The 26,778-nt window shown below is 75.5% G+C and carries 7 protein-coding genes; 5 read left to right on the top strand and 2 right to left on the bottom strand.

The genetic code is table 11. The annotated features are described in order from the left end of the window. Window positions 1–24 precede the first annotated feature (24 nt). From AB0G08_RS16290 to AB0G08_RS16275, 4 genes are all read left to right on the top strand, one after another. The gene (locus AB0G08_RS16290) at window positions 25–9,519 is read left to right on the top strand and encodes a type I polyketide synthase (RefSeq protein WP_358088020.1); all 9,495 of its coding nucleotides are present in this window, start codon (window positions 25–27) and stop codon (window positions 9,517–9,519) included. A 25-nt stretch (window positions 9,520–9,544) separates the two neighbouring features. After that, complete coding sequence (locus tag AB0G08_RS16285) at window positions 9,545–15,034, top strand: type I polyketide synthase (protein ID WP_358088017.1); 5,490 nt, start codon at window positions 9,545–9,547, stop codon at window positions 15,032–15,034. Window positions 15,035–15,121: 87 nt separating this feature from the next. Next, a complete protein-coding gene (locus AB0G08_RS16280; protein ID WP_358088014.1) occupies window positions 15,122–16,174 on the top strand; it encodes an ABC transporter ATP-binding protein in 1,053 nt (350 codons plus the stop codon). Then, complete coding sequence (locus AB0G08_RS16275; protein WP_358088012.1) at window positions 16,171–17,010, top strand: ABC transporter permease; 840 nt, start codon at window positions 16,171–16,173, stop codon at window positions 17,008–17,010. The genes AB0G08_RS16280 and AB0G08_RS16275 overlap by 4 nt, the downstream gene beginning before the upstream one ends. A gap of 474 nt (window positions 17,011–17,484) precedes the next feature. Here AB0G08_RS16275 and AB0G08_RS16270 read toward each other — a convergent pair whose 3' ends face one another. Together AB0G08_RS16270 and AB0G08_RS16265 are read right to left on the bottom strand one after the other, a co-directional pair. Then, window positions 17,485–20,301: an AAA family ATPase gene (locus tag AB0G08_RS16270; RefSeq protein ID WP_358088009.1), complete on the bottom strand. Its 2,817-nt coding sequence runs from the start codon at window positions 20,299–20,301 to the stop codon at window positions 17,485–17,487. Between the two features lie 840 nt (window positions 20,302–21,141). Then, the gene (locus AB0G08_RS16265; protein ID WP_358088006.1) at window positions 21,142–24,000 is read right to left on the bottom strand and encodes an AAA family ATPase; all 2,859 of its coding nucleotides are present in this window, start codon (window positions 23,998–24,000) and stop codon (window positions 21,142–21,144) included. 1,388 nt (window positions 24,001–25,388) lie between these two features. Between AB0G08_RS16265 and AB0G08_RS16260 the strand changes: the two genes are divergently transcribed. After that, window positions 25,389–26,768 (top strand): AMP-binding protein, encoded by a 1,380-nt coding sequence (locus AB0G08_RS16260; protein WP_358088004.1) that lies wholly within the window; start codon window positions 25,389–25,391, stop codon window positions 26,766–26,768. The last annotated feature ends 10 nt before the right edge of the window (window positions 26,769–26,778 follow it).

The raw sequence follows: 26,778 nt of genomic DNA, 5'->3' as shown, positions 1-26,778 counted from the left end.
CCCTTTCGAGGAAGCGGCACTCCGATGGCCAACGAAGACAAGCTCCGCGACTACCTCAAGCGGGTCATGGCTGATCTCCACGACACCCGCCGCCGGCTCAGTGAGGCACAGTCCCAGGAACTGGAGCCGGTGGCGATCGTGGCGATGAGCTGCCGGTTGCCCGGCGGGGTGCGCAACCCCGACGACCTGTGGGAGCTGTTGCGGGACGGCCGGGACGCCGTTGCCCCCTTCCCCGACGACCGGGGCTGGGACCTGGAGCGCCTCTACCACCCCGACCCCGACCACCCGGGCACCTCGTACGCCCGGGAGGGCGGGTTCGTCGACGGGGCCGGGGACTTCGACTCCGCCTTCTTCGGCATCTCGCCCCGCGAGGCGCTGACCATGGACCCCCAGCAGCGGTTGCTGCTGGAGACGTCCTGGGAGGCCGTCGAGTCGGCCGGCATCGACCCCGCCTCGCTGCGCGGCAGCCGGACCGGGGTGTTCGTCGGCACCAACGGGCAGGACTACGGCACCCTGCTGATGGTGTCGCCGGACGGCGACGAGGGGCACTCGATGACCGGGGGCGCGGCGGCCGTCGCGTCGGGCCGGGTGTCGTACGCCCTCGGGCTGGAGGGGCCCGCCGTCTCCATCGACACGGCCTGCTCGTCGTCGCTGGTGGCGCTGCACCTCGCGGTGCAGGCGCTGCGGGCGGGGGAGTGCGACCTGGCGCTGGCCGGCGGGGTGACCGTGATGGCCACCCCGGGCCTCTACATCGGATCCAGCCGGCAGCGCGCCCTCTCCCCGGACGGGCGGTGCAGGTCGTTCGCCGCCGCCGCCGACGGTGCCGGGTTCTCCGAGGGCGTCGGCTGGCTGCTGGTCGAGCGGCTGTCGGACGCCCGCCGCAACGGCCACCGCGTCCTCGCGGTGGTACGCGGCTCCGCCGTCAACCAGGACGGCGCGTCGAACGGGCTGACCGCCCCGAACGGGCCGGCGCAGCAGCGGGTGATCAGCCAGGCCCTCGCCTCCGCCCGGCTCTCCACCGCCGACGTCGACGTCGTGGAGGCGCACGGCACCGGCACCAAGCTGGGCGACCCGATCGAGGCGCAGGCGCTCATCGCCACGTACGGGCAGGACCGGGGGGAGGCCCCGCCGCTGCTGCTCGGCTCGGTGAAGTCGAACATCGGCCACGCCCAGGCCGCCGCGGGCGTGGCCGGCGTGATCAAGTTGGTGCTCGCCATCCGGCACGGCCTCGTCCCGGCGACGCTGCACGTCGACGCGCCGTCCCCGCACATCGACTGGACGGCCGGCGCGGTGGAACTGGCCACCGAGGCGCGGCCGTGGCCCGAGGCGGGCCGGGTGCGGCGGGGAGCCGTCTCCTCGTTCGGCATCTCCGGCACCAACGCCCACGTGATCATCGAGCAGCCGGACGAGCCGACCGAGGGCCGCCCGTCCGGCTCCGCCCCCGGCCTGGTCGCCGCCGACGCGTTCCTCTGGCCGGTGTCGGCCCGGTCGAAGGCCGCCCTGGCCGGGCAGGCCGCCCGGCTCGCGGCGTACCTGCGCAGGCGGGAGGGGACGGACCCGGCGGCGGTCGGCTGGTCCCTGGCGGCCACCCGGTCGACGTTCGACCACCGCGCCGCCGTGGTCGCCTCGACCGCCGAGGAGCTGCTTGCCGGGCTGGACGCGGTCGCCGCCGGCCTGCCGGCCGCGAACGTGGTCACCGGTGTGGCGTCGAGCCCCGGCGCGGGCCCCGTCTTCGTGTTCCCGGGTCAGGGCGCCCAGTCGGCGCGGATGGCCGCCGGTCTGGTCGGCCGGACGCCGGTGTTCGACGCGAAGCTGGCCGAGTGCCAGCGGGCCCTCGCCCCGTACCTGAACGTCGACGTGGTGTCGGTGCTGACCGGTGACGACGAGTCGTGGCTGGAGCGGGTCGAGGTCGTGCAGCCCGTCCTGTGGGCCGTCGGCATCGCCCTCGCGGCGGTGTGGCAGCACGCGGGGGTGACCCCGCAGGCGGTGATCGGCCACTCGCAGGGCGAGATCGGCGCCGCGTGCGTCGCGGGCATCCTCAGCCTGGAGGACGCCGCGCGGACCGTGGCGCTGCGCTCCCGCGCCCTGGCGGTGCTGCGCGGCACCGGGACGATGGCGTCGGTGGACCTCTCGGCCGACGCGGTCGCCGAGCGCCTGCCGGCCTTCCCGGGCGTCGGCGTGGCTGCCGTCAACGGCCCGACCACCGTCGTGGTGTCCGGCCCGCCGCAGCACGTCACCGACCTGGTGCAGGCGTGCCAGGCCGAGGGGGTCCGGGCGCGGCTGATCCCCGTCGACTACGCGTCGCACTCGCCGGCCGTGCAGGAGGTCGCCGAGCAGCTCCGCGCGGACCTGGCCGACGTGACGCCGCAGGTCGGCCACACCCGCCTGGTCTCCACCCTCACCGGGGACTGGGTCGACCCGATCTCGATGGGCGCGGACTACTGGTACGACAACCTGCGCCGCACCGTGCTCTTCGACGCCGCCGTCCGGGTGGCCGTCGCCGCCGGGCACACCACGTTCGTCGAGATCAGCCCGCACCCCGTGCTGACGATGCCGGTGACGGCCATCCTCGACGACAGCGGCGTCACCGGCCACACCCTCGGCAGCCTGCGCCGCGACGACGACGACGCGACCCGGCTGCTGACCAACCTCGCCACCGCGCACGCCATCGGCCTGCCCGTCGACCTGAGGAAGGTCCTGCCCACCGCGGCCGCCGTCGACCTGCCCACGTACGCCTTCGACCACCACCGGTACTGGCCCGCGCCGCCGGTCTTCCTCGCCGCCCCCGACGGCGCGCCGGACATCGACCGGTGGCGCTACCGGGTTACCTGGCGGGCCGTGCCCGACCTGCCGCTGACCTGGCTCGCCGGCAGCTGGCTCGTCCCGGTGCCCGCGGCGCTGGGCGACGACCCCCTGGTCGCCGACGTGCTGGCGGCGCTCGGCAACTTCGGCGCGGACGTCGTACCCGTGGCGCTGGACGCCACCGACGACCCGGCGGCGCTGGCCGACGCGCTGCGCGCCGCGCTCCCCGGCCCGGACGGGCCCGTCGCCGTGCTCTCGCTGCTGGGCCTGGACGAGCGGGCGCACCCGGAGCACCCGGCGACCTCGCTGGCCGTCTCCGGCACCGCCCTGCTGGTGCAGGCGCTCGGGACGCTCGGCGTCGAGGCGCCGCTGTGGTGCGCGACCCGGGGAGCCGTCGCGGCCTGCGCCGACGACCCGGCGCCGAGCCCCGTCGCCGCCTCCGTCTGGGGGCTCGGCCGCGCGGTCGCCCTCGAACACCCCGCCCGCTGGGGCGGCTTGCTCGACCTGCCGGAGACCCTCGACGCGCAGGCCGGCGCCCTGCTCTGCGCGGCGCTCGGCGCCGCCGGCGACGAGGACCAGTTCGACGACGGCGACGGCGCGGACCAGTTCGGCGACGGCGAGGACCAGCTCGCCGTGCGCGCGTCCGGCGTCTTCGTCCGCCGACTCGCCCGGATCACCGAACCCGAGCCGACCGCGTCCGACGACACCTGGCGGATGCGCGGCACCGTGCTGATCACCGGCGGCACCGGCGGGCTGGGCGGGCACCTGGCCCGCTGGGCGGCCCGCTCCGGCGCCGCGCACGTCCTGCTGGCCAGCCGCCGCGGCCCGGACGCCCCGGGCGCCGCCGAGCTGGAGGCGGAGCTGACCGACCTCGGCGTACGCGTCACCGTGGCCCGCTGCGACGTCTCCGACCGGGCGCAGGTGGCCGACCTGCTCGCCGCCGTCCCCGCCGACGCCCCGGTGACCGCCGTGCTGCACACCGCCGCCGTCCTCGACGACGGGATCGTGGACACCGCCACCCCGCGGCGCCTGCACACCGTCGCCGCGCCCAAGTGCGCCGCCGCCGCCCACCTGGACGAGCTGACCCGGGACCTCGACCTGGACGCCTTCGTGCTGTTCTCCTCGGTCGCCGGCACCACCGGCAACGCCGGGCAGGGCGCGTACGGGGCGGCGAACGCGTTCCTCGACGCCCTCGCCGAGCGGCGCCGGGCCGAGGGCCGGCCGGCCCTCTCGGTGGCCTGGGGCGCGTGGAGCGGGGCCGGCCTGCCCGCCGACAACGAACGCGCCCAGCAGCGGCTGCGCCGGGGCGGCATGGTCGGCATGGACCCGGACCTGGCCGTCGAGGCGCTCGCCCGGGCGCTGCGCCGCGGCGAGACCACCACCCTGATCGCCGACATCGACTGGGCCCGCTTCGCCCCCGCGTTCACCCTGGTCCGGCCCAGCCCGCTGCTCGGCGACCTCGCCGAGGTGCGCGAGGCGACGCGGCCGACCCCGCCGGAGACCGCCGAGGAGGAGCCGGACGTACCGTCGGCCCTGGCGCGGCGGCTCGCCGGGCTCGCCGCGGCGGAGCGCGCCGCGACGCTGCTGGAGCTGGTCCGCCAGTGCGCGGCGACCGCGCTCGGCTACGGCGCGGCCGACGACATCCCGGCCACGCTGCCCTTCCGCGACCTCGGCCTGGACTCGCTGACCGCCGTGGACATGCGCAACTTCCTGGCCACCGCCACCGACCTGCGGCTGCCCGCGACGCTCGCCTTCGACTACCCGAACCCGACGGTGCTCGCCGCGCACCTCGACGAACTGCTCACCGGGGCCGCTCCGGACGTGGCCACCCCCGCCCCGGCCGCGCCGGCCGACGACGACGAGCCGATCGCCATCGTGGCGATGAGCTGCCGCCTCCCCGGCGGGGCGGACACCCCTGAGCAGCTGTGGCAGCTCCTCGCCGCCGGCGGCGACGCGATCGGTGAGTTCCCCACCGACCGGGGCTGGGACCTCGACCGGCTCTTCGACTCCGACCCGGAGAAGGAGGGCACCAGCTACGCCCGCGAGGGCGGCTTCGTCGCCGGGGCCGCCGACTTCGACGCCGGGTTCTTCGGCATCAGCCCGCGCGAGGCCCTGGCCATGGACCCGCAGCAGCGGCTCCTGCTGGAGGCGTCCTGGGAGGCGATCGAGCGGGCCGGGATCGACCCGCACGCGCTGCGCGGCAGCCCCACCGGCGTCTTCGTCGGCACCAACTACCAGGACTACCGGAACCTGATGTTCAGCGCCGAGGGCGCCGAGGGGCACCTGATGACCGGCAACGCCGGCAGCGTGCTCTCCGGTCGGGTGTCCTACACGCTCGGGCTGGAGGGGCCCGCCGTCTCGGTGGACACCGCCTGCTCGTCGTCGCTGGTCGCGCTGCACTGGGCCTGCCAGGCGCTGCGCCGCTCGGAGTGCTCCCTCGCCCTCGTCGGCGGCGTCACCGTCATGTCCACCCCCGGGGTGTTCGTCGGCTTCAGCCGGCAGCGGGGCCTCGCCCCGGACAGCCGGGTCAAGGCGTTCGCCTCCGCCGCCGACGGCACCAGCTGGGGCGAGGGCCTCGGTCTGCTGCTCGTCGAGCGGCTCTCCGACGCCCGCCGCAACGGCCACCCCGTGCTCGCGGTGATCCGGGGCAGCGCCGTCAACCAGGACGGCGCCTCCAACGGCCTCACCGCGCCGAACGGGCCGTCGCAGCAGCGGGTGATCCGGCAGGCGCTCGCCAACGCCGGCCTCACCCCGGCCGACGTGGACGCCGTCGAGGCGCACGGCACCGGCACCAAGCTCGGCGACCCCATCGAGGCGCAGGCGCTGCTCGCCACGTACGGCCGGGAGCGGCCCGCCGACGAGCCGCTCTGGCTCGGCTCGATCAAGTCCAACATCGGGCACACCCAGGCCGCCGCCGGCGTCGCCGGGATCATCAAGATGGTGCTGGCGCTGCGGCACGGTTACCTGCCGCAGACCCTGCACGTCGACGAGCCCACCGACCAGGTGGACTGGAGCGTCGGCGCGGTCGAGCTGCTCGGCGAGGGCCGCCCGTGGCCGGTCACCGGCCACCCGCGCCGGGCCGCCGTCTCGTCGTTCGGCATCAGCGGCACCAACGCGCACACCATCCTGGAGCAGGCCCCGGAGCCGTCCGTCGCCGAGCCGCCGACGGGGGACCCGGCCCGGCTGCCGGTGGTGCCGGTGCTGCTGTCGGGACGGACCGCGGTCGCGCTGGCTGCCCAGGCGGAGCGCTGGGCCGAGCAGCTCACCGGGCTGGAGGCCCCGCGGACGGTCGACGTCGGCTGGTCGTCGGCGACCTCCCGGGCCACCCTGGAGCACCGGGCCGTCGTCCTCGCCGCCGACCGGGTCGCACTGGGCGCCGGGCTGCGCGCCCTCGGCGCCGGCGAGGACTCGCCACTGGTGGTCACCGGCGTGGCCGCGTCGCGGCCGAAGGTGGCGTACCTCTTCTCCGGGCAGGGGGCCCAGCGGGCCGGCATGGGTCGCGAGCTGGCCGAGGCGTTCCCGGTCTTCGCCGCCGCGCTGGACGAGGCCTGCGCCGCCCTCGACGCGCACCTGCCCCGCCCGCTGAAGCCGCTGCTCTTCGCCGAGCCCGACACCGCCGAGGCCGAGGCGCTGGACCGCACCGAGTTCACCCAGCCGGCGCTCTTCGCCGTGGAGGTGGCGCTGTTCCGGCTGCTCGAGGCGTGGGGCGTCCGCCCCGACGCGGTCGCCGGGCACTCCATCGGCGAGTTCGCCGCCGCTCACGCCGCCGGGGTGCTCTCCCTGGCCGACGCCGCCGAGCTGGTCGCCGCCCGGGGCCGGCTGATGCAGGCGCTGCCGGCCGGCGGGGCGATGCTCGCCATCGCCGCCACCGAGGCCGAGGTGACCGCCGGGCTCGGCGAGCGCGCCGACCGGGTCTCCGTCGCCGCCGTCAACGGTCCCGCCGCCGTCGTGGTGTCCGGGGCCGGCGACGCCGTCGAGGAGCTGGCCGCCGAGTGGTCCGCCCGGGGCGTCCGGATCCGGCGGCTGGCGGTCAGCCACGCGTTCCACAGCCCGCTGATGGACCCGGTGCTCGACGACCTCGCCGCCGTCGCCGGACGGCTGCGGTACGCGGCCCCGGCCATCCCGATGATCTCCACCGTCACCGGCACGCCCGTCGACGCGACGGAGCTCGGCACGCCGGAGTACTGGGTGCGGCACGCCCGCGACGCCGTGCGCTTCGCCGACGCCGTCGCGGCGCTGCGGGAGCGCAACGTCACCGGCTACGTCGAGATCGGCCCGGACGGGGTGCTCACCGCCCTCGCCCAGGCGGTCCTGGCCGGGGACGCCCCGGCCGGCGGCCGGGCCCCCCTGGTCGTGCCCGCCCTGCGTCGGGACCGTGCCGAGCCGACCACCCTGCTGCGGGCGGTCGCCGCGCTGCACACCCACGGCGTCTCCCCGGACTGGTCCACCCTCTACGAGGGCACCGGCGCGCAGCGGGTCGACCTGCCCACCTACGCCTTCGACCGGCAGCGTTACTGGCCGGAGCCGCCGCCCTGGGCCGCCCTGGCGGCCGAGGACGACCGCACCGAGGTCGAGCGCCGCTTCTGGGCGGCGGTCGAGGCCGAGGACCTCGAGTCGCTGACCCGCGATCTCGACGTGCACCGCGACCAGCCGTTCGGCACCGTGCTGCCCGCCCTGTCCGCGTGGCGGCGGCGTGGCCGGGAGCGGGCCCTGGTGGACGGCAGCCGGTACCGGGTCGTCTGGGAGCCCATCGCGGAGACCCCGGAGGAGCAGGATCCCGGCCGCTGGCTGGTGCTGCTGCCCGCCGACCGCGCGGACGACCCCGACCTGCACTCCTGCACCTGGGCCCTGGGCACCGAGGTGACCATCGTGCCCGTGGACACCGCCGCCGACTCCGACGAGCTGTGCGGCGGGTTCGCCGACGTCCTCACCGAGGCGCTCGGCGCGGCCGACGGGCCACTGTCGATCCTCTCCTTCCTCGGCCTGGACGACACCCCGCACGGCGAGCACCCCGCCCTGCCCCGTGGCCTCGCCGCGACCGTGCACCTGCTCCAGCAGCTCGTCGACCTCGACGCCCCGGCCCGGCTCTGGTGCGTCACCCAGGGCGCCGTCGGCGTCGGCGACGGTGACGCCCCGGCCAACCCCCGGCAGGCGATGCTGTGGGGCCTGGGCCGGGTGGCCGCGCTGGAGCAGCCCGGCCGCTGGGCCGGGCTGGTCGACCTGCCCACCGACCTCGAGCCCTGGACGGCGATGCGGCTCGGCGGCATCCTGACCGGCGGCGGCGTGGAGGACCAACTCGCCGTCCGCGAGTCGGGGGTGCTGGTACGGCGGCTCGTCCCGGCCGTCACCGCCGGGGACCCCGCGCCGTGGCAGCCCCGGGGCACGGTGCTGATCACCGGCGGCACCGGCGCGCTCGGCGGGCACGTGGCCCGCTGGGTGGCCGGCGCCGGCGCGGAACGGGTGGTGCTGACCAGCCGACGGGGCACCGACACCCCGGGCGCGGCCGACCTGCTCGCCGAGCTGACCGGCCTCGGGGTGGACTGCCGGGTCGCCCGGTGCGACGCCGCCGACCGGAACGCGGTGGCCGAGCTCCTGGCCGACCTCGGGCGGGAGGGACCGCCGCTGCGCGCGGTGGTGCACGCCGCGGGGGTCAGCGAGGTGGTGCCGCTGGCCGAGACCACCCTGGAGGACCTGGCGTACGTCATCGCCCCGAAGCTGTCCGGCGCCGAGCACCTCGACGAGCTGCTCGACGGCGTCGAACTGGACGCGTTCGTGCTCTTCTCGTCCATCGCGGCGGTGTGGGGCAGCGGCGGGCAGGGCGCGTACGCCGCCGGCAACGCCTACCTCGACGCGCTCGCCGAGCGGCGGCGCGGCCGGGGCCTGTCGGCCACGTCCGTCGCGTGGGGGCCGTGGACCGAGTCGGGCATGTTCACCGAGGGCGCGGCGGAGCAGTTGCGCCGCCGTGGCCTGCGGGTGATGCCGCCGGGCGTGGCGATGGCCGGACTGCGGCACGCCCTGGCCGCCGGCGACACCTGCGTCACCGTCGCCGACGTCGACTGGGCGACCTTCGAGCCGCTGTTCACCTCGCTGCGGCCCAGCCCGCTGCTGGCCGACCTGCCGGCCGTACGCGCGCTGGCCGTCGCCTCCGCCGACGCGCCGGCCGCGTCCGTGCCCGTCGCCCGGGACCTGCTCGCCGGGTTGCGGGCACTGCCCGGTGAGGAGCGCCGGGCCGCGCTGCTGGAGATGGTGCAGGAGGACGCGGCGAAGGTGCTCGGCCACTCCTCCGGTGACGTGATCGAGACCGACCGGGGCTTCCTGGACCTCGGCTTCGACTCGCTCACCGCCGTGGAGCTGCGCAACCTGCTCAGCGCGGCGACCGGGCACGACCTGCCCACCACGGTCGTCTTCGACTACCCGACCCCGGCCGGCCTGGCCGACCACCTCTACGAGGAGCTCTTCGGAGACGGAGACGGGGACGGGGACGCCGGTGACGGCGGCGACGAGGAGTCGGTCCGCCGGGCCCTCGCCGCGATCCCGCTGGACGAGCTGCGTCAGGCGGGCCTGCTCGACCAGCTGCTCCAGTTGGCCCGTACGAGCGCCGGCTCGCCGGCCGTGGCGCCCGCCGCCCCGGCCGCGCCGCCCGCGCCCGAGGACCAGATCCGCGAACTCGACGTCGCCGGCCTGGTCCGGATGGCACTGGAAGGCTCCGACTCGTGACCCGGCCGGCCCTGAGGAGCCCCCGATGAGTGTTTCACTGGACGAGGTCGTCGGCGCGCTGCGCGCGTCCCTGCTCGACAACCAGAAGCTCAAGCAGCAGAACCAGCAGCTCACCGCCGCGCTCAGCGAGCCGGTGGCGATCATCGGAATGAGCTGCCGGTTCCCCGGCGGCGTCGGGTCGCCGGAGCAGTTGTGGGACCTGGTGGCCGCCGGCACGGACGCGATGTCGGCGTTCCCCGACGACCGGGGCTGGGACCTGGGCGCGCTCTACGACCCCGACCCCGCCCGCGAGAGCCGGGGCACGTCGTACGTGCGGGAGGGCGGGTTCCTCTACTCCGCCGGGGACTTCGACCCCGCCTTCTTCGGCATCAGTCCCCGCGAGGCCCTCGCCATGGACCCGCAGCAGCGGCTGCTGCTGGAGACCGCCTGGGAGGCGTTCGAGCGGGCCGGCATCGACCCGACCACGCTGCGCGGCGCACCCACCGGCGTGTACGCGGCGACCAGCAGTCAGGGCGACTATGCCGCGCTGCTCACCGGGGTCAGCGGCGGCGTCGAGGGCTACCTCGGCACCGGCAGCGCCGCCGCCGTGGCCAGCGGCCGGATCTCGTACGCCCTCGGGCTGGAGGGGCCGGCGGTCACCGTCGACACGGCCTGCAGCTCGTCCCTGGTCGCGCTGCACCTCGCCTGCCAGGCGCTGCGGCTGGGGGAGTGCACCATGGCGCTGGTCGGCGGCGTGTCGGTGATGGCCACCCCGACCGTCTTCGTGGAGTTCTCCCGGCAGCGTGGCCTGTCCACCGACGGCCGGTGCAAGTCGTTCGCCGCCGCCGCCGACGGCACCGGCTGGTCCGAGGGGGCCGGCATGCTGCTGGTCGAGCGGCTCTCCGACGCCCGCCGCAACGGCCACCCGATCCTCGCCGTGGTGCGCGGCAGCGCCGTCAACCAGGACGGGGCGAGCAGCGGGCTGACCGCCCCGAACGGCCCGTCCCAGCGCCGGGTGATCCGGCAGGCCCTGACCAACGCGGGGCTGGCCGCCGACCAGGTGGACGCCGTCGAGGCGCACGGCACGGGCACCACGCTCGGCGACCCGATCGAGGCGCAGGCGCTGCTGGCCACGTACGGCAAGGAGCGCCCCGCCGACCGGCCGCTGTGGCTGGGGTCGGTCAAGTCGAACATCGGGCACACCCAGGCCGCCGCAGGTGTGGCCGGGGTGATGAAGATGGTGCTCGCGATGCGGCACGGGGTGCTGCCGCCCACCCTGCACGTGGACGAGCCCACCCCGCACGTCGACTGGTCAACCGGGGCGGTGTCCCTGCTGACCGGGGCGGAGCCCTGGCCGGAGACCGGGCAGCCGCGCCGGGCGGGGATCTCCGCGTTCGGGATCAGCGGCACCAACGCGCACGTGATCATCGAGCAGGCCGCCGAGGCGGACACCGCCGGCGCCCGGCCGGCCGGTACGCCCGCCCCGCCGGCCCCCTGGATCGTCTCCGCCCGGTCGGCGCCGGCCCTGGCCGGGCAGGCCCGGCGGCTGCTGGACCACCTGGCCGCCCACCCCGACCTGACCCCGGCCGACGTCGCGTACTCGCTGGTCACCACCCGGGCGGCGCTGCCGCACCGGGCCGCGGTGATCGGCGACGACCCCGACGGGCTGCTGGCCGGCCTGCGCGCGGTCGCCGAGGACCGCACCGCCTCCGGCGTGGTACGCGGGGTGGCCCGCCCGGCCGGCAAGGTCGCGTTCCTCTTCACCGGCCAGGGCGCCCAGCGCCTCGGCATGGGCGCCGAGCTCTGCCGCCGGTTCCCGGTCTTCGCCACCGCCTTCGACGAGGTGGCCGGGGAGCTGGACCGGCACCTGGGCCGACCGCTGCGGGAGGTGGTCTTCGCGGACCCCGACTCGCCCGAGGCGGCGCTGCTGGACCGGACCGAGTTCACCCAGCCGGCGCTGTTCGCCTACGAGGTCGCCGCCTTCCGGCTGGTCACCGCGTGGGGGCTGCGCCCGCAGCACCTGCTCGGCCACTCGGTCGGCGAGCTGGCCGCGGCGCACGTCGCCGGCGTGCTGTCGCTGGCCGACGCGGCGAGCCTGGTGGCCGCCCGGGGCCGGCTGATGCAGCAACTGCCGGCCGGCGGGGCGATGCTGGCGGTGCGGGCCTCGGAGGCGGAGGTGATGCCGCTGCTCGACGAGCGGGTGTCGCTGGCCGCCGTGAACGGTCCCCGGTCGGTGGTGCTCTCCGGCGACGAGGAGGCCGTGCTCGCGGCCGGCGCACGGCTCGCCGCCCAGGGCCGGCGGTCCCGCCGGCTGCGGGTCAGCCACGCCTTCCACTCGGCCCGGATGGACGCCATGCTGGCCGACTTCCGGGTCGTCGCGGAGAAGGTCACCTGGCACCCGCCGACCCTGCCGGTCGTCTCCGACCGCACCGGCGAGCCGCTCACCGCCGCCCAGGCCACCGATCCGGGCTACTGGGTCGACCACGTCCGGGACACCGTCCGATTCCACGACGGGATCGCCACCCTGGCCGCCGCCGGCGTGGGGACCTTCCTGGAGCTCGGCCCCGACGGCGCCCTGACCGCGCTGGCCCGCGAGTGCCTGCCCGACGTCGAGCCGGCGGCCTTCGTGCCGCTCGGCCGCCGGGACCAGCCGGAGCCGGCCACCCTGCTCGCCGCGCTCGCCGCCGTCGACCTGCGCGGAGCCGGGGTGGACTGGCCGGCTCTCTTCGCCGGCAGCGACGCCGCCCGGATCGAACTGCCCACCTACGCGTTCCACCACGAGCGGTACTGGCCGGACCCGCCCGTCGTCGACCTCGGTCAGCCCGCCGCACCCGGCGACGACGAGGAGTTCTGGGCCGCCGTGGCGGAGGACCAGCCGGCCGCGCTGGCCGCCGCGCTCGGCCTCGGCGCGGACCGGCACGAGGCGCTCGCCGAACTGCTGCCCGCCCTGGCGTCCTACCGGGACCGGCGGCGTCGCGGCTCCGAGCTGGACGGCCTGCGGTACCGCGCCGAGTGGGCGCGCGTCGCCGCGCCCACCGCCGGCACCGCGCCGACCGGCGAGTGCCTGGTGGTGGCCGGGGCGGCGACCGACGCCACCGCCGTGCTGGCCGCACTGCGCGCCGAGGGCCTGGCCCCGGTGCTCGTGACCGTGGCCGACGACCCGGACGAGATCGCCCGGGCCCTGCCCGCCGACGGCGCCCCGTCGGTCGTGCTCTCGCTGCTGGCGGCGGGGGAGCCGGCCGGGGCCACCGGGACGGCCGCGCTGGCCGCGACCGCCGCGCTCGTGCGGGCCCTCGGCGCCGCCGGCAGCACCGCGCCGGTGTGGACCGTGACCCGGGGCGCGGTGGCCGTCGGCGCGCACGACCCCGCGCCCGGCGTCGCCGGCGCGTACCTCTGGGGCCTGGGCCGGGTGCTGGCGCTCGAACAGCCGCGGCTCTGGGGCGGGCTGGTCGACCTGCCGGCGGAGCCGGACGACGCCGCGCTCGCCGTGCTCGCCCGGCTCGTCGCCGCCGGCGGCGACGAGGACCAACTGGCGGTGCGCTCCGGCGGGCTGTACGCGCGGCGGCTCTCCCGCGCCCCGGCCGGCGTCGCCGCCGACGCGGACTGGCGGCCCCGCGGCGCGGTCCTGGTGCACGGGGCCGCGGCGGTGCGCACCCCGCACCTGCTGCGGTGGCTAGCCGACCGCGGCGCGACCCACCTCGTCCTCGTCGGCCCCGCGGCGTCCGCCGGCGCGACGGGCCGGGACGTCGCCGTCACCGCCGTCGACGACCTCGACGCGCTGCCCGAGGCGCTGGACCGGCTGGCCGCCGCCGGCACCGGAGTCCGCACCGTGCTGCACGTCGCCGACTCCGACGGGGCCGGCGACCCGGTCGCGGCGCTGGACCCGCGCGACCTAGCCGACGCCGTGGCCGCCCGCACCGCCGAGGTGGAACTGCTCGACCGGATCTGCGCCGACCGGCCGGTCGACGAGTTCGTCGTCTTCACCTCCACCGCCGCCGTCTGGGGCAGCGGGGGAGCGGCGGTCGCCGCCGCCGCCGGCGCCGGGCTGGAGGCGCTGGCCGCCGGCCGGCGCGCCGCCGGCCGTCCGGCCACCGTCGTCGCGTGGGTGCCCTGGGCGGACGAGGTCACCGACCCGGCGCAGCTGCGCCGCCGGGGGGTCCGTCCGCTCCCCACCGCACTGGCCGTGTCCGCGCTGCAGCAGGCCGTGGGGCGCGGCGACGACCAGCTCGCGGTCGCCGACCTCGACTGGCCCGCGTTCGTGCCGGCCTTCACCGCCGTACGGCCCAGTCCGCTGCTGCGCGGCGTGCCCGAGGCGGCGGCCGCCGCGGACCGGGACGCCGGGCCCGGTGGCGAGGTGACCGACCCGGCCCGGGCGCTGCGGGACCGGCTGGCCGGCGTCCCGGCCGGCGATCGGCACCGGATCCTCCTGGACCTGGTCCGGGCGCGCGTGGCCACGGTGCTCGGGCACGCCTCGCCCGGGGCGGTCGAGGAGGACCGGGACTTCCTGGAACTCGGCTTCGACTCGCTGACCGCGCTGGAGCTGCGGGACGCGCTGCGCCAGGAGACCGGGGCGGAGCTGTCGGCGACCCTGCTCTTCGACCACCCCACCCCGACGGCGCTGGCCCACCACCTGCACGGTCAGCTCGTCGGCGCGGACGCCGCCGGGGACACCCCGGAGGCCGCCGGGGGACCCGCCCCGCAGAGCGCCGGTGGCGGCCTGCTCGGTGGGCTGTTCAACCAGCCGAAGGCGCGCGAGGACCCCGCCGGGTACGCCGAACTCCTGGTCAAGCTCGCCCAGTTCCGGCCCAGCTTCAGCGAACCGGCGCAGCTCACCCGCCCGGCCGGCATCCTCCGGCTGGCCGAGGGGGGCGCCCCGGCGCAGTTGGTGTGCTGCTGCACCATGTCCCTGCTCTCCGGGGCCCACGAGTACGCCCGGCTCGCCTCCGGCTTCCGGGGCGTACGCAACGTCTGGGCCCTGCCCAACCCCGGCTTCGGGGTGGGCGAGGAGCTGCCCGCCGACCTCGACGCCCTGCTGCGGGTGCACGCCGACACGGTGCTGCGCGCCGTCGGCGCCGGCCCGTTCGTGCTGGCCGGCCACTCGGGCGGCGCGATGGTGGCCAACCTGCTCGCCGGCGAGCTGGAGCGCCAGGGCCGGACGCCGGCCGCGGTGGTGCTCATGGACACCTACCCGGCGAACAGCGAGGTGCTCGGCGGGTGGGTGCCGCAGCTGCTCGACGGGATGATCGACCGGGACAGCGCGTACACGCCGATGGACGACTGGCGGACGACCGCGTGGGCCGGCTACCTGCCCCTGTTCCTGGACTGGCAGCCGACCGAGATGGCGGCGCCGACCCTGCTGGTCCGGGCCAGCGAGCCGTTGGGGGAGTGGGACGGCGAGGAGGACGGCTGGCGGTCCCGCTGGCCGTACCCGCACGAGGTGGCGGACGCGGCCGGCGACCACTTCAGCATGGTCGCCGACCGGGGGCCGGAGCTCGCCGGCACGGTGCAGCGGTGGCTGACCGCGCGGGGCCTGTGACCGTTGCCGCCCCTGGTGTGCCCCTAGCGCCCCCTATCGGCACACGTACATCTATCGGACCGACGTTTCAGGACGGAGCATGACGACGTGGACGAGGCAGTGGTGGTCACGGAGCTGGTCAAGCGGTACCAGCCCAACATGCCACCGGCGGTGGACGGACTGAGTTTCTCCGTCGGCGCCGGTGAGGTCTTCGGCCTGCTCGGGCCGAACGGCGCCGGCAAGACGACGACGATCGGGGTGCTGACCACGCGGGTGCGGGCCACCTCGGGCCGGGCCCGGGTGTGCGGCGCCGACGTGATCGGTGCGCCGGCCGTCGCCCGGCAGCTGCTGGCGGTCGTACCGCAGCGGGTGAACCTCGACCGGGCGCTGACCGTCCGGCAGAACCTGCTGTTCCACGCGGCTTACCACCGCGTGCCCCGGGCAGAGCGCATCCGGCGGGCGGACGAGCTGCTGGATCAGATGGGGCTCAAGGACTTCGCGAACCACCGTACCGACTTCCTGTCCGGCGGCCTCGCCCAGCGCACGATGATCGCCCGCGCGCTGATGCACTCGCCCCGGGTGCTCTTCCTCGACGAGCCGTCGGCGGGCCTCGACCCGCAGTCCCGGCTCTTCGTGCACGACCGCATCGCCGAGCTGAAGCGGGCCGGGGTGACCGTGGTCGTCACCACGCACGACATGGACGAGGCGGAGAAGCTCTGCGACCGCGTCGGCATCGTCGACCACGGCAAGCTGCTCACGTTGGACACCCCGTCCGCGCTGACCCGTACGCTGCCGGGCAGCAGCACCCTGACCCTCGTGGTGACCCCCGGCGCCCCCGCCGAGGAGGTGCGGGCCGCGCTCGACGCGATCCCGGACGTGGAGCAGGTGGAACACTTCAAGGTGACCGCCCCGGCGCCCGCCGCCGCGCCGGCGTTCCCGGGCATGCCCGCGATGCCGATGCCCGCGCCGGCCCCCGACGCGCCCGCCGATCCGGACGCCCCGCTCTCCTTCCGGGTCTACACCAGCGGCCAGCCGGCCAACGCCATCCCGATGGCGATGAAGATCCTCGCCGACCTGGGCTGCGAGGTCCGTGACCTGAACATCGGCCAGCCCAGCCTGGAAGATGTCTTCATCCACCTGACCGGAAGGGAACTTCGGTGAGCGTCGCCGCCCCCGCCCCCCCGTCCGCGCCGTCGCCGGCCTCGTCGCCGCCGCCGGTGCGCGCGCTGGACCAGTTCGCCACGTTCCGGGCGGTGCTCTCGCGGGACCTGTTCGTCACCGGCCGGGAGCTGGTCGGCTTCCTGCTCCAGGTCTTCATCCAGCCGCTGTTCATGCTGCTGATCTTCGGCAAGGTGCTCGGCGACCTGGGCTACGCCAGCGACGACTTCAGCAACGTGCTGCTGCCCGGCGTCATCGCGCTGAACGCCTTCCTGATCGGGCTGGAGAACACCGCCCTGCCGATGATGATGGACTTCTCCTTCACCCGGGAGATCGAGGACCGCCTCCTGGCACCCATGGCGATTCCGCTGGTGGCCCTGGAGAAGATCGTCTTCGGCGGCATCCGCGGCCTGATCGCCGGCGTGGTGCTGATCCCGGTCGGCATGCTCATGCTCGGTGTCACCTGGCCCTGGGCGGTCGTGCTCAAGGTGATCGCGGTGCTGGCGATCGGCGCGCTGGTCGGTGCGGCGGTCGGCCTCGCCTTTGGCACGCTGGTGCCGACGCAGCACATCCAGATCATGTTCACCGTGGTGATGACCCCGCTCATGTTCACCGGCGCGACCCAGTTCCCGCTGCTCGGCCTGGACTCGCTGCGCTGGTACCAGGTGATCTGCGCGCTCAACCCGCTGACCTACATCAGCGAGGCGACCCGGTCGCTCGTCGGCCCGCCGGGGGTCGAGTCGCTGCCGCTCTGGCTGTGCATGTGCGTCCTCGCCGGGGTCTTCGTGGTGTTCTCGATGATCGGCATGCGTGGCTTCATGCGCCGCGCCATGGACTGACGGAACAGCGGCCGAACCCGACCAACTGAACAGATCTCGACAGGCCGATGGCCCGAGCCGCTCCCGCGGCCCGGGCCATCGGCGTCGGTGTGCCCGGGTGACCGGCCCGGCCCGCCTGGATCCGTCGGCCCGGGCCATCGGCGTCGCCGTGCGGGTGACCGGACGCCCGATCCGTTCGCCCAGCGCTGGTTCCGCCGGCGGGTGGCGCCGACCGGGCCGGGTCCGTCCGGCGGTGGCCGTGGTGGACAGTCTCGTCAGCTGGGCGATGGACGCCGCGCAGACCCGGCAGTCGCCCTTCGCGGCCGGCATCTCGCTGCCGCCGTCCCACGTCCGCCGGGAGCAGTTGCCGTCGCTGTCCGTCGAGCGAGGCGGCGGCGAGTCGTACCGTCGGGCTGGCCGTCGGCTGATCTCCCGGCTGTCGTACGCGCCGAAGGGGCGCGGTGGTCGCACCCACCGCGCCCCTTCGGCGTTGTGTCAGGACGCGGCGCCCTGGGTCTCGTCGGCCAGCGCCTCCGCGTACGCGACGAGCCGCGACGGCAGGTCCGTGCGCCGCTTCACGTCCAGCTTGCGGTACACCCGGGTCAGGTGCTGCTCGACCGTGCTCACCGTGATGAAGAGCTTGCTGGAGATCTGCCGGTTGGTGTGCCCCTGGGCGGCCAGCGCGGCGACCCGGCGCTCGGCGTCGCTCAGCCCGTCGTCGGGCTCCTGCAACTCGGCGGCGGCCGGGTACGCCGGCAGCCCGCTGCCCGGCTCCCGGCGGATCAGCCGCTGGGCCAGCACCGACGCCCCGCAGTCCTGGGCGAGCTGGTAGGCCCGGCGGACGAGCAGTCGGGCGCGGGCGGAGTCCCCGGCACGTTGCAGCGTCTGACCGGTGTCGCCGAGGGCCCGGACGAGCTCCAGCCGGTCGCCGCTGGACTGGAGCAGGTTGACCGCCTCGGAGAGCAGCTTGCGCCGGTGGTCCTGGGCCGCGGTGGTGGCGAGCAGCCGGAGCGTACGACCCCGGGTCCGGTCGTCGACCCCGTGCGGCACCCGCAGCTGCTCCTGGAGCAGCTGCGTGGCCTGAGCCTTGTTGCCGACGCTGAGCTGGACCCGGGCCAGCTCCAGCCGCCACGGCACCAGCCCGGCCGCGTCGATGCCCCAGGCGCGCATCAGCTCGCCGCACCGCCGCAGGTCGGTGGTGGCGGCGTGTGGCCGACGCACGGCCAGGTGGTGCCGGGCCCGGGCGGCCAGGTAGTGCAGGCCCAGCGGGGTGCGGAACATGCCGGGTGGGACCGGGTGGGCGAGCCACCGGTCGGCCTCGGAGAACCGGCCCGACTCGGTCGCGCAGGCGACCAGCGTGGCCAGCGGGCCGGCGACCGCCACTCCCCAGGCCGGGGCGGGCATGTCCTCCAGCGCCGCCCGGGCGTGGTGCTCGGCACCGGGCAGGTCGCCGACGCGCAACGCCGCCTCCGCCCGGACCGCCCGGATGACGGCCCGCCACACCGGGGTGTGCTGGGCCACCGGCCGGCCGAGCAGCACGTCCCCCCAGACCGCGGCCCGGTCGGACCGGCCGGCCCAGAGCAGCGCCAGCAGGGGCGCGGTCAGCAGACCCAGCGCGCCGTCGTCCGTGTGGTGGCGCTGGAGCAGCTGCTCGGCGGTGGCCACGGTGTCGTTGTCCGCGGCCGGCGTCAGCGCGGTGCCGAGCACCGTCACCGCCTGGAGCAGCGGGCTGATCGTGGTCGGCGCGTTCGCCGCCCGGCTCCAGGTGCTCGGGGTCTCCCGCACGGTGGTCAGGTGGTCCGGGTGGGAGAGGGAGACCAGCAGCTGCATCATCCGCAGGCGACCGGCCAGGCCGGCCGAGCCCTGCTCCTCGTCCGAGGAGAAGGCGCTGACCGCCTCGGTGGCCTCGTCCACCCGGCCCTGCCAGAGCAGGTAGGGCACGGCGGACAGGCCCGCCTCGGTGGACCACCCGGCGGCCCGCGCCTTCTCCACCAGCTCGGTCAGCTGCCCGTTCACGGTCAGCGGGTTGATCTGCCAGCGGGCGTTCACCAGCATCTCGGTGGTGGTGGTCCGCTGCTGCTCGTCCACCGGCGCGCGGAAGACCAGGCGCAGACACGCGGCGGCCACGTCGGGCCGGCCCGACGCCAACGCGTGCCCGGCGGCGTCCTGGAGCACCGGCACCGTCCAGGGGGCGCTCGTGGAGCCGGCGGCCACCAGATGCTCGGCGACCACGCTCGGCTCGGCGCCGTGGTCGTGCAGCACCTCGGCGGCCCGCTGGTGCAGGCTCCGTCGTTCGTCGGCCGACATGTCGCCCAGGATGGAGCGCAGGATGCGCGGGTGGCGCAGCTGGTCGGCCTCCATCAGGCCCGAGGTGCGCAGCACCCGTACCGCCGGGGCCGTGGACTCGGGCACCACGTCGAGGAGGTGGCCGAGCAGCTCGGCCGGCGCGGGCCGGTTGAGTACCGCCAGTGCTTGCGCCACCCGGCGTACCCCCGGCTCGTGCCGGTAGAGGCAACCGAGCACGGCCTGGTCGAACGCGTCGCCGACGACCGGGCCGTAGTCGTCGCCCATCTCGCCGTCGGCCCGCTCCTCGAGCAGCGCCCGGGTGAGCAGCGGATTGCCGCCGGTCATGCGCACGCAGAGTTCGGCCGTCTTCCGGGCCTCGGCGTCGTCGGCTCCGCCGCCGACCAGCCGGGCGATGGCGTCCACGGTCAGCGGTGGCAGGCCGATGCGGGAGAAGTGCGGCTGGCTGAGCAGTTCGGCCCGGAACAGTGGGTGCGGCGGGCGCAGCGTCGACGCCTCGGCGAGCACGACCATGATCCGGGCGTGGCGCAGCCGGCGGGTCACGTAGAGGAGGCAGTGCAGCGAGGCCGGGTCCGCGTGGTGCACGTCGTCGACGGCGAGGACCAGGGGCCCGGCGTTGGTCAGGTCGAGCAGGGTGGCGAAGAGGCCGTGCAGCAGGGGTGCCCAGGCCCGGTCGCCGTCGGCCGCCTCGCCGCCGGGCTCGGGCAGCGGTACGGCGAAGGTGGCGTCCCGCATCAGCTTCTCGACCCGCGCCGTCGCCTCCGGCGTGAGTCGTGCGCTGTGGAACAGTTGCCCGATCACTCCCAGGTGGAGCCCGCGTTCGGCCCGGGAGCCGGCGGCGCTCATCACCTGCCCGCCGGCGCCCGCCGCCCACTCGCTGAACGATTCCAGCAGGCTGGTCTTGCCGCTCCCCACGGCGCCGGTGACCAGCGCGACGTGTCCGCGCTGCTGGTCCTCGCACGCGCGGAACGCGCGCCGGAGGCGGGTCGTCTGTTCCTCTTGCTGCACCAACACCAGCGTGTCAGCCCTTCTCGTACGCGGCGCGGAACCGGGAACCCCGGTGTGACCTACGCCGCCTCCCCCTTGCCGGACAGCCGCCCCTCCACCCGCGTCTACCGGGTAGGGGTGGAGCGCACCGGGCCGCCGTGCCGGGTGGACCTGGAAATCTTCCGCCGGACCGGGGTTGTGGCCGTACGGTCCGCGTGTTGAGGCGAGTCTGGCACCGGCGCGGGTGTGCGACAACGGGCGCGAGACCCCATCGTTTCGCGCACAAACCTGCGGCTCTGAACCGCATTTAGGGGTTGCGCGAATCGCGGTGAGGGGTATCCGACCCGGCCTGGCGGGGGAGGTGACGACACGATGTGTGGCTGGTGTCGGGTGTGTGGCTCGATGGTGTCACATCAGGCGTCGCGGCGCATGCCCGCCGGCACGGAAAGTGGCCGCGAGCGGACTCCCGGCGACGGGCGGTGGCGGCGACCGGCCGGGCATCGCGGGGGCCGTGCGGCGGATAGGCCGACGACGAACGGCGGACGAGGGGTAGGTCCGCAGTGGACGGACCGCGACGATCGGCGCAGGCGGAGGCGAGGTCCGCGTGGACGGCCGCGACGATCGGCGGAGGCGAGGTCCGCTTGGACGGCCGGCGACGCTCGGCGGAGGCGGAGGCGGAGGCGGAGGCGGAGGCCACGGTGAACGGCCGGCGACGGTCGGCGGGAACTGGGTTCACCGGCCGGCGAACGATCGACGGTGGCGCGGGTCGAGGGGGGACGCCGGGACGGTCGGAACGGTCGCGACTGCCGGCGCCGGCCGGAGCCCGGGTGGGCGGTAGGCCGGGTTGGCGGCCTGCGGCGGTCAGCGCAGCCGGGGCCCGGGAGGCCAGCGGCCCGGGTCGCCGGGGCCTCGCGGCGCTGGGTCCAGGACCGTCGCGCCGGGTCGGTTCAGGCGTAGCCGGGCGGCCAGTTCGCTGCGTGAGTTGACGTCGAGCTTGCGGTAGATCCGGGTCAACCGCTGCTCGATCGCACTGACGGTCAGGAAGAGCTTCTCGGCGATCTCGCGGTTGGTGTGCCCCTGGGCGGCGAGGGTCGCCACACTGCACTCCGCGTCGGTCAGCCCGTGGACCACGGCCGTCGTGTCGGGGCGGCCCTCGGCGGCACCGTTCCTGGCGGTGGGGGCGCCGGGCCGCAGCATCGGGATGCCGCACTCCTCGGCGAGCAGCCGGGCCGACCGCGACGCGACGCGGGCCTGCCGCCGGTCGCCGACCTGCTGGTAGGCGTGCCCGAGGTCGGCCAGGTTGTGCGCCAGCTCCATCCGGTCGCCGCACTGCCGCAGCAGCCGGACGGCGCTGCGCAGGTGCGGGATCCGGTCCGGCCCCTCCTCCGTGGCGGCCAGGACCCGCAGGGCGGCGGCCCGGTGCCGGACGTGGACGGGGCGCAGCCGGGCCAGCTCGTCGCGGACCAGCCTGCCGGCCTGCTGGCGGCGGCCCATCCGGAGCAACGCCCGCGCCGACTCGGTCCGCCACGGGACGAGGCCCGAGAAGTCCAGCCGCCAGCGGCTCATCAGCTGTCCGCAGAGCTGGAAGTCGGCCAGTGCGGCCTCCGGGCTGCCCGCCGCGAGGGCGTGCATCCCACGGGCCTGGAGGTAGTGCAGCCCGATCGGGGTCTCGAACATCGCCGGGGGCACCGGCATCTGGATGCAGGTCGCCGCCGCGTCGAGCTGGTCCATGAAGGTGAGGGCCCGGATCCGGACGGCGAGCGGTATCCCGATCACCACCCCCCAGCCCTTCGGCGAGAGCTGACCCAGCGCCTCGTCCGCCAGCTTCTCGGCTCGGGGCAGGTCGCCGAGCCGTCCGGCGACGGTCGCCCGGAGGGCCGTGAGCATCGCCGACGGAGTCGGGTAGCGCGGGGTCGCGGGGTCGCGGCCCAGCCGGTCGCACCAGTCGCCGGCCAGGTCCAGCCGGTCGGCGTAGATCATGGCGATGAGCGCGCAGACGGCGGTCCACATGTTCGGTTCGCCGTCCAGCCCGGTGGTCGACAGCGCCCGCTCGGCCTGCTCGACCGCGCTGGCGTCGCCGCGGTCGAGCACGGCGGACAGCAGGGTGGCTCCCGCGATCCCGCGCTTGACCTTCGCCAGCGTGAGCGGGTCCCGGGCGGCCACGGTGGGCGCGGGGCGGTCGACCATCACCCCGGGGTAGAGGGTCGACATCCAGCTCGTGGTGACGAGCAGTTCGGCAGCGGACCTCGGATCGGCGCTGTCCGCCCGTTCGCTCAGGTGGCTGACGAGCTCGACGGCCTTGTCGATCTCACCGTGCCAGAGCAGGTACTGGATGGGACCGGCGGCCTGCTGGCTGCCGAGGTGCCCGGCGCGGATGGCGGTGACGACACCGACCAGGTGGGGGATCGCGGCCTGCGGGTCGAGGCGCCACTCGGCGCGGACCAGCGCGGAACGGATCCGCGCCCGCAGGCACTCGCCGGCACAACCCCGGTGCGCGCGGCGCAGGTAGCGCAGCGCGGTCTCCACCTCGCCGTCGAGCAACGCCTGCTCCCCGGCGTCCAGCAGGGTCTGCGCCATCCAGGACTCGGCGAGCTCGTCGATCCCGACCAGATGGGGCGCGATCCGGGCCGGGGCCGCTCCGTCCTCGTGCAGCAGGCAGGCCGCCTCCAGGTGCAGCCGTGCGCGTTCCTCGGCGGTCGTTCCGTCGATCACGGCCTGGCACACCGCCGGATGGCGTAGCCCCTGCGCGGTGATCAACCCCGCGCTGGTCGAGTCGTCGATCGCGCCCAGCGCGGCCCGGGACCGTACGTCGACGAGCTGGGGCAGCAGGTTGCCGTGCAGCGGCTCGCCGGTCACGGCCAGCACCCGGGCGGCATTGAGCACCAGGTGGTCGCAGCGGTACAGGCAGCTCAGCACCGCCTCCCGGAAGGACTCCCCGGCCACCGGGCGGTCGGCGGGCCGGGGCGCGGCGGCCTGGTCCTCGGCGAGCGCCTGCACCAGCAGCGGGTTGCCACCGCTGATCCGGTGGCTCTCCTCGGCGATGGTCCGGGCGACCGGAACACCGAGTCGCTGGGCGAGCAGCTGGAACGTCCCCTCGGCGGTGAGCGGTGACAGCCGGATGCGCTGCAGCCTCGCCGGTTGTAGCAGTTCGGCGTGCACGTCGGGACGCCACGGCCGGGTGCGCGGCGCCTCCGTCAGGACGATCAGCACGGGCAGGGCGGAGATCCGTCGGGCCACGTAGTCGAGGCACCGCAGCGACGGCACGTCGGCGTGGTGGACGTCGTCGACCGCGATGACCAGCGGCCCCTGCGTGGTCATCTCCAGCAGCGCGCCACCGATCGCGGCGGTGGCCAGGGCCGTCTCCTCGCGGTCCGTGTCGTCGGCGTCGGTCCAGGTGAGGGCGCCCGCGTCCAGTAGCCGCTCGAGGCGGGCCAGGGTGTCCGGACTGCCGGCGCCACTCAACGGCGCCGCCCGGACGAGTTGCCGGACGACCTCGAGCGGGACGGTGCGTTCGGCGCGGGAGGCACTCGCGCCGAGGACACGCGCTCCGGAGCCGCAGGCCCGCCGGGCGAAGGCCTGCAACAGCGTGGTCTTGCCGGAGCCGACCGGACCGGTCAGCACGGTCACGGTCCGGTCGGTCGTGGAGGCGTCGTTTCGCCACAGGTCCGTCAGCCGGCTCTCCAGCAGGCTGAGCTGGCACGACCGTTCGATCAGCTCCATCGGCGTGGCCCCTGAGGGAGGGTGTGGTGCGCGGTCACCCGACGAGCCGTCCGCCCTGCACGGCCCTGGAGCTCGACGAAATCGGAGACCGGCAATTCTTGACCCATTCCATTATTAGCAAATATAGACGACCATCGAGCGAAGCCGGCGAAACATCGACCGACATGATCGGCTGGCGACTCCTGGTCGCCCCCTGCCAGCGTCGGCGATAATTCCCCACCCCTCCGGGTCGGTCTCCCCCTATCGACCACTGTGATGGTGGGAGTATGGCAGTCCGGCAATTGGGCGGCAAGCCGAGGTTTGTAAAGGATGGGCAAACATCGGGTCTATGTCGCCGCCGGTCCGGCCGGGCCTTCGATGCGCGTTTGACAGCGGAAAGTCGTCGCGTGATCTCGTAACGTGACAGGGCGCCTTTGTGGCCCATTGGTCCCGCCCTTTTCGGCCCGCTCGGCGATTGGCGGGCGCGATCTTGCGTGCTAGGGGTCCGGTTCGCGTCTGCGCCTCCGCCCCCCGGCGGGGCTCCGGTCCGCCGTCCGCCGGTGCCGGGACCGCCCCCTGTCGCCGGTCCTGCTGGCGTCCCGCCGGAGGTGGGGCGAAGTACGGAGGCCATTCGGGTAAGCGCTGCTCAACTCAGTGTCAGCATGGCCGGCTGCGGCCCGGTGGCCGCGCGCCGCAGCGGCTCGGCGACGGGACCCCGCGCCCAGGGTGGACGGCGCGGCCGGCCCGCCGGCCCGGGTTCCGGGGGTCGGCCCGACCCCCGGTGGGTGGGGAAGCAATTAGAAGGATTCCCGATTGTTGCTTGGTGAGACATCGCGTGGCCGAAGTGCGACCGCGGGCCGTCGGGGCCAGGCGGGGATCGGGACTCGGCACCGTCGTCCGGCCCGCGACCGATTCGGACCTTTGGGAAATTAAACGATTATGTTGTTAAAAAAGAATTATGCGCCCAGGGTCTGTCGGTGGACGTCGGCACCGCTGTATGAATGGCGGAACGCGATGCTGGAAAAGGGTGGCCCATGCCAATGTCCGGCCGGTTTATCCGGGCTGATCGATAATTCGACCGCAAAAGCCACCTCCAATGTCCGTCAGGCCCGAGGAGCCGTTGTCCATCCTGTGTGTCGGCCACGGGAAGGGCGGTCGGGCCTGCTGTCGCCGGAGGAGGGCCGAAATCCTGTCCTACCTGGCCTGTCAGCGCCGGCAGGGGACCCGGGTCGGGCAGCTAGGGGTTGTGCCGGGCCGATAGCCGGGCCTAATTTCGGGGCACCCGTTTCCAACGTCGGGATAGCCGGATATTGGGCCATGCGGGCCCATGACCTGAAGGGTTCCGTGGCCGTCGTGATGTCCCAGCTGCCGCCGCGACTCGTCGACGCCCTGCGCAGGGGATAGCACAGATGACACTGCTGCCGGCGCTGCGGGGATTTGGCGCGGACCGGGCCGATGCGGTCAGGGTGGCCGGCGGCACGCTCTCCAGCGAGGCCCTGCTCGGCTGCGTCACCGCGGTCGCCGACCGGATCAGGGGGGCGGGCGCGGTAGCGGTCGACGGCACGCCGACCCTGGAGACGGTGGTCGGAATGCTCGGCGCCGTCCACGCGGGTGTCCCGCTCGTGCCGCTGCCCCCCGACGCCGACGAGTGCGAACGCGGCCGGATCCTGCGGCAGTCCGGGGCGACGGTGCTGCTCGGCCGGAACCCCTCCGGTACCCACCGGCTGCCCACGGTCCCGGTCGACCTGCGCCAGCGCTCCTCGACGCCGCACCCCGAGCCGGCGCCCGGCGCCGACGCGGTCATCCTCTACACGGGCGGCGCGGGCGGGCCGCCGCGCGGGGTGCGCATCTCGCGTCGCGCCATCGCCGCCGACCTCGACCTGCTCGCCGACGCGTGGCGGTGGAGCGAGGAGGACGTCGTGGTCCAGGGCGCGCCGCTGTTCCGGGCGTACGGCCTGGTCGTCGGCCTGCTCGGCGCGTTGCGGGTCGGCAGCCGCTTCGTCCACCTCGACCGGAACGCCGCCGCCGGGCCGATCGGCACCATGTACCTGGCGGTGCCCGAACAGTGGTCCAGGATCGCGCTGAACGCCCGGTGGGCCCGGTCGCTGTCCGCGGCGCGGATGCTGGTCTCCGCGGACGCCCCACTGGCCCGCGCCGTGGCCGAACGGCTCCGGCTGCTCACCTCGCACGCACCGGTGCAGGCGTACGCCACCACCGAGACGCTCGTCGCGCTGACCGGGCGGGCCGACGACCGCACGGTCGCCGGTGCCGTCGGCACCCCCCTGCCCGGCGTGGAGACCCGGGTGCTGGACCGCGAGGCCCGCCCGGTGCCGGCCGACGGCGAATCGGTCGGCGAGTTGAGCATCTGCGGGCCGACGCTGTTCAGCGGCTACGTCGAGGGCGGGCGAAGCGTCGCCGCCGGTCGTTGGCACGCCACCGGCGACCTGGCCACCGTCGCCGAGGACGGCTCGTACCGGATCATCGGGCGGCGCGGACTCGACGTGCTGCACAGTCGGGGACGGCGGATGCACGCCGGGCAGATCGAGGAGGCGCTGCTGAGTCACCCCGGCGTCCGGGACGCCGCCGTCGTCGGCACGCCGCACCACGCGCTCGGCGAGCAGGTCACCGCGTACGTCGTCGCCGAGGGGTTGACCGCGCAGGTGCTCATCGACCACGTGGGCCGGTACCTCTCGGCCGGTCAACGTCCCCGGCGGGTGCACTTCGTCGACGAGCTGCCGCGCAGCGCGCTCGGCCGGATCAGGAAGTCCCTGCTGGTCGCCGCCGGCTGAACCGGCCGGG

Origin of the sequence: Micromonospora sp. NPDC023644 (assembly GCF_040640115.1) — a bacterium.
In the GTDB taxonomy this organism is placed as follows: domain Bacteria; phylum Actinomycetota; class Actinomycetes; order Mycobacteriales; family Micromonosporaceae; genus Micromonospora.
Note: the sequence above shows the minus strand (reverse complement) of the source record. Positions and strands in the feature narration are given on the sequence as shown.

What these genes read in the sequence shown, in the direction of transcription:
- AB0G08_RS16290 (WP_358088020.1), top strand. Translation starts at nt 25, where the DNA reads ATGGCCAACGAAGACAAGCTCCGCGACTACCTCAAGCGGGTCATGGCT.
- AB0G08_RS16265 (WP_358088006.1), bottom strand. Translation starts at nt 24,000, where the DNA reads ATGGAGCTGATCGAACGGTCGTGCCAGCTCAGCCTGCTGGAGAGCCGG.
- AB0G08_RS16260 (WP_358088004.1), top strand. Translation starts at nt 25,389, where the DNA reads ATGACACTGCTGCCGGCGCTGCGGGGATTTGGCGCGGACCGGGCCGAT.
- AB0G08_RS16285 (WP_358088017.1), top strand. Translation starts at nt 9,545, where the DNA reads ATGAGTGTTTCACTGGACGAGGTCGTCGGCGCGCTGCGCGCGTCCCTG.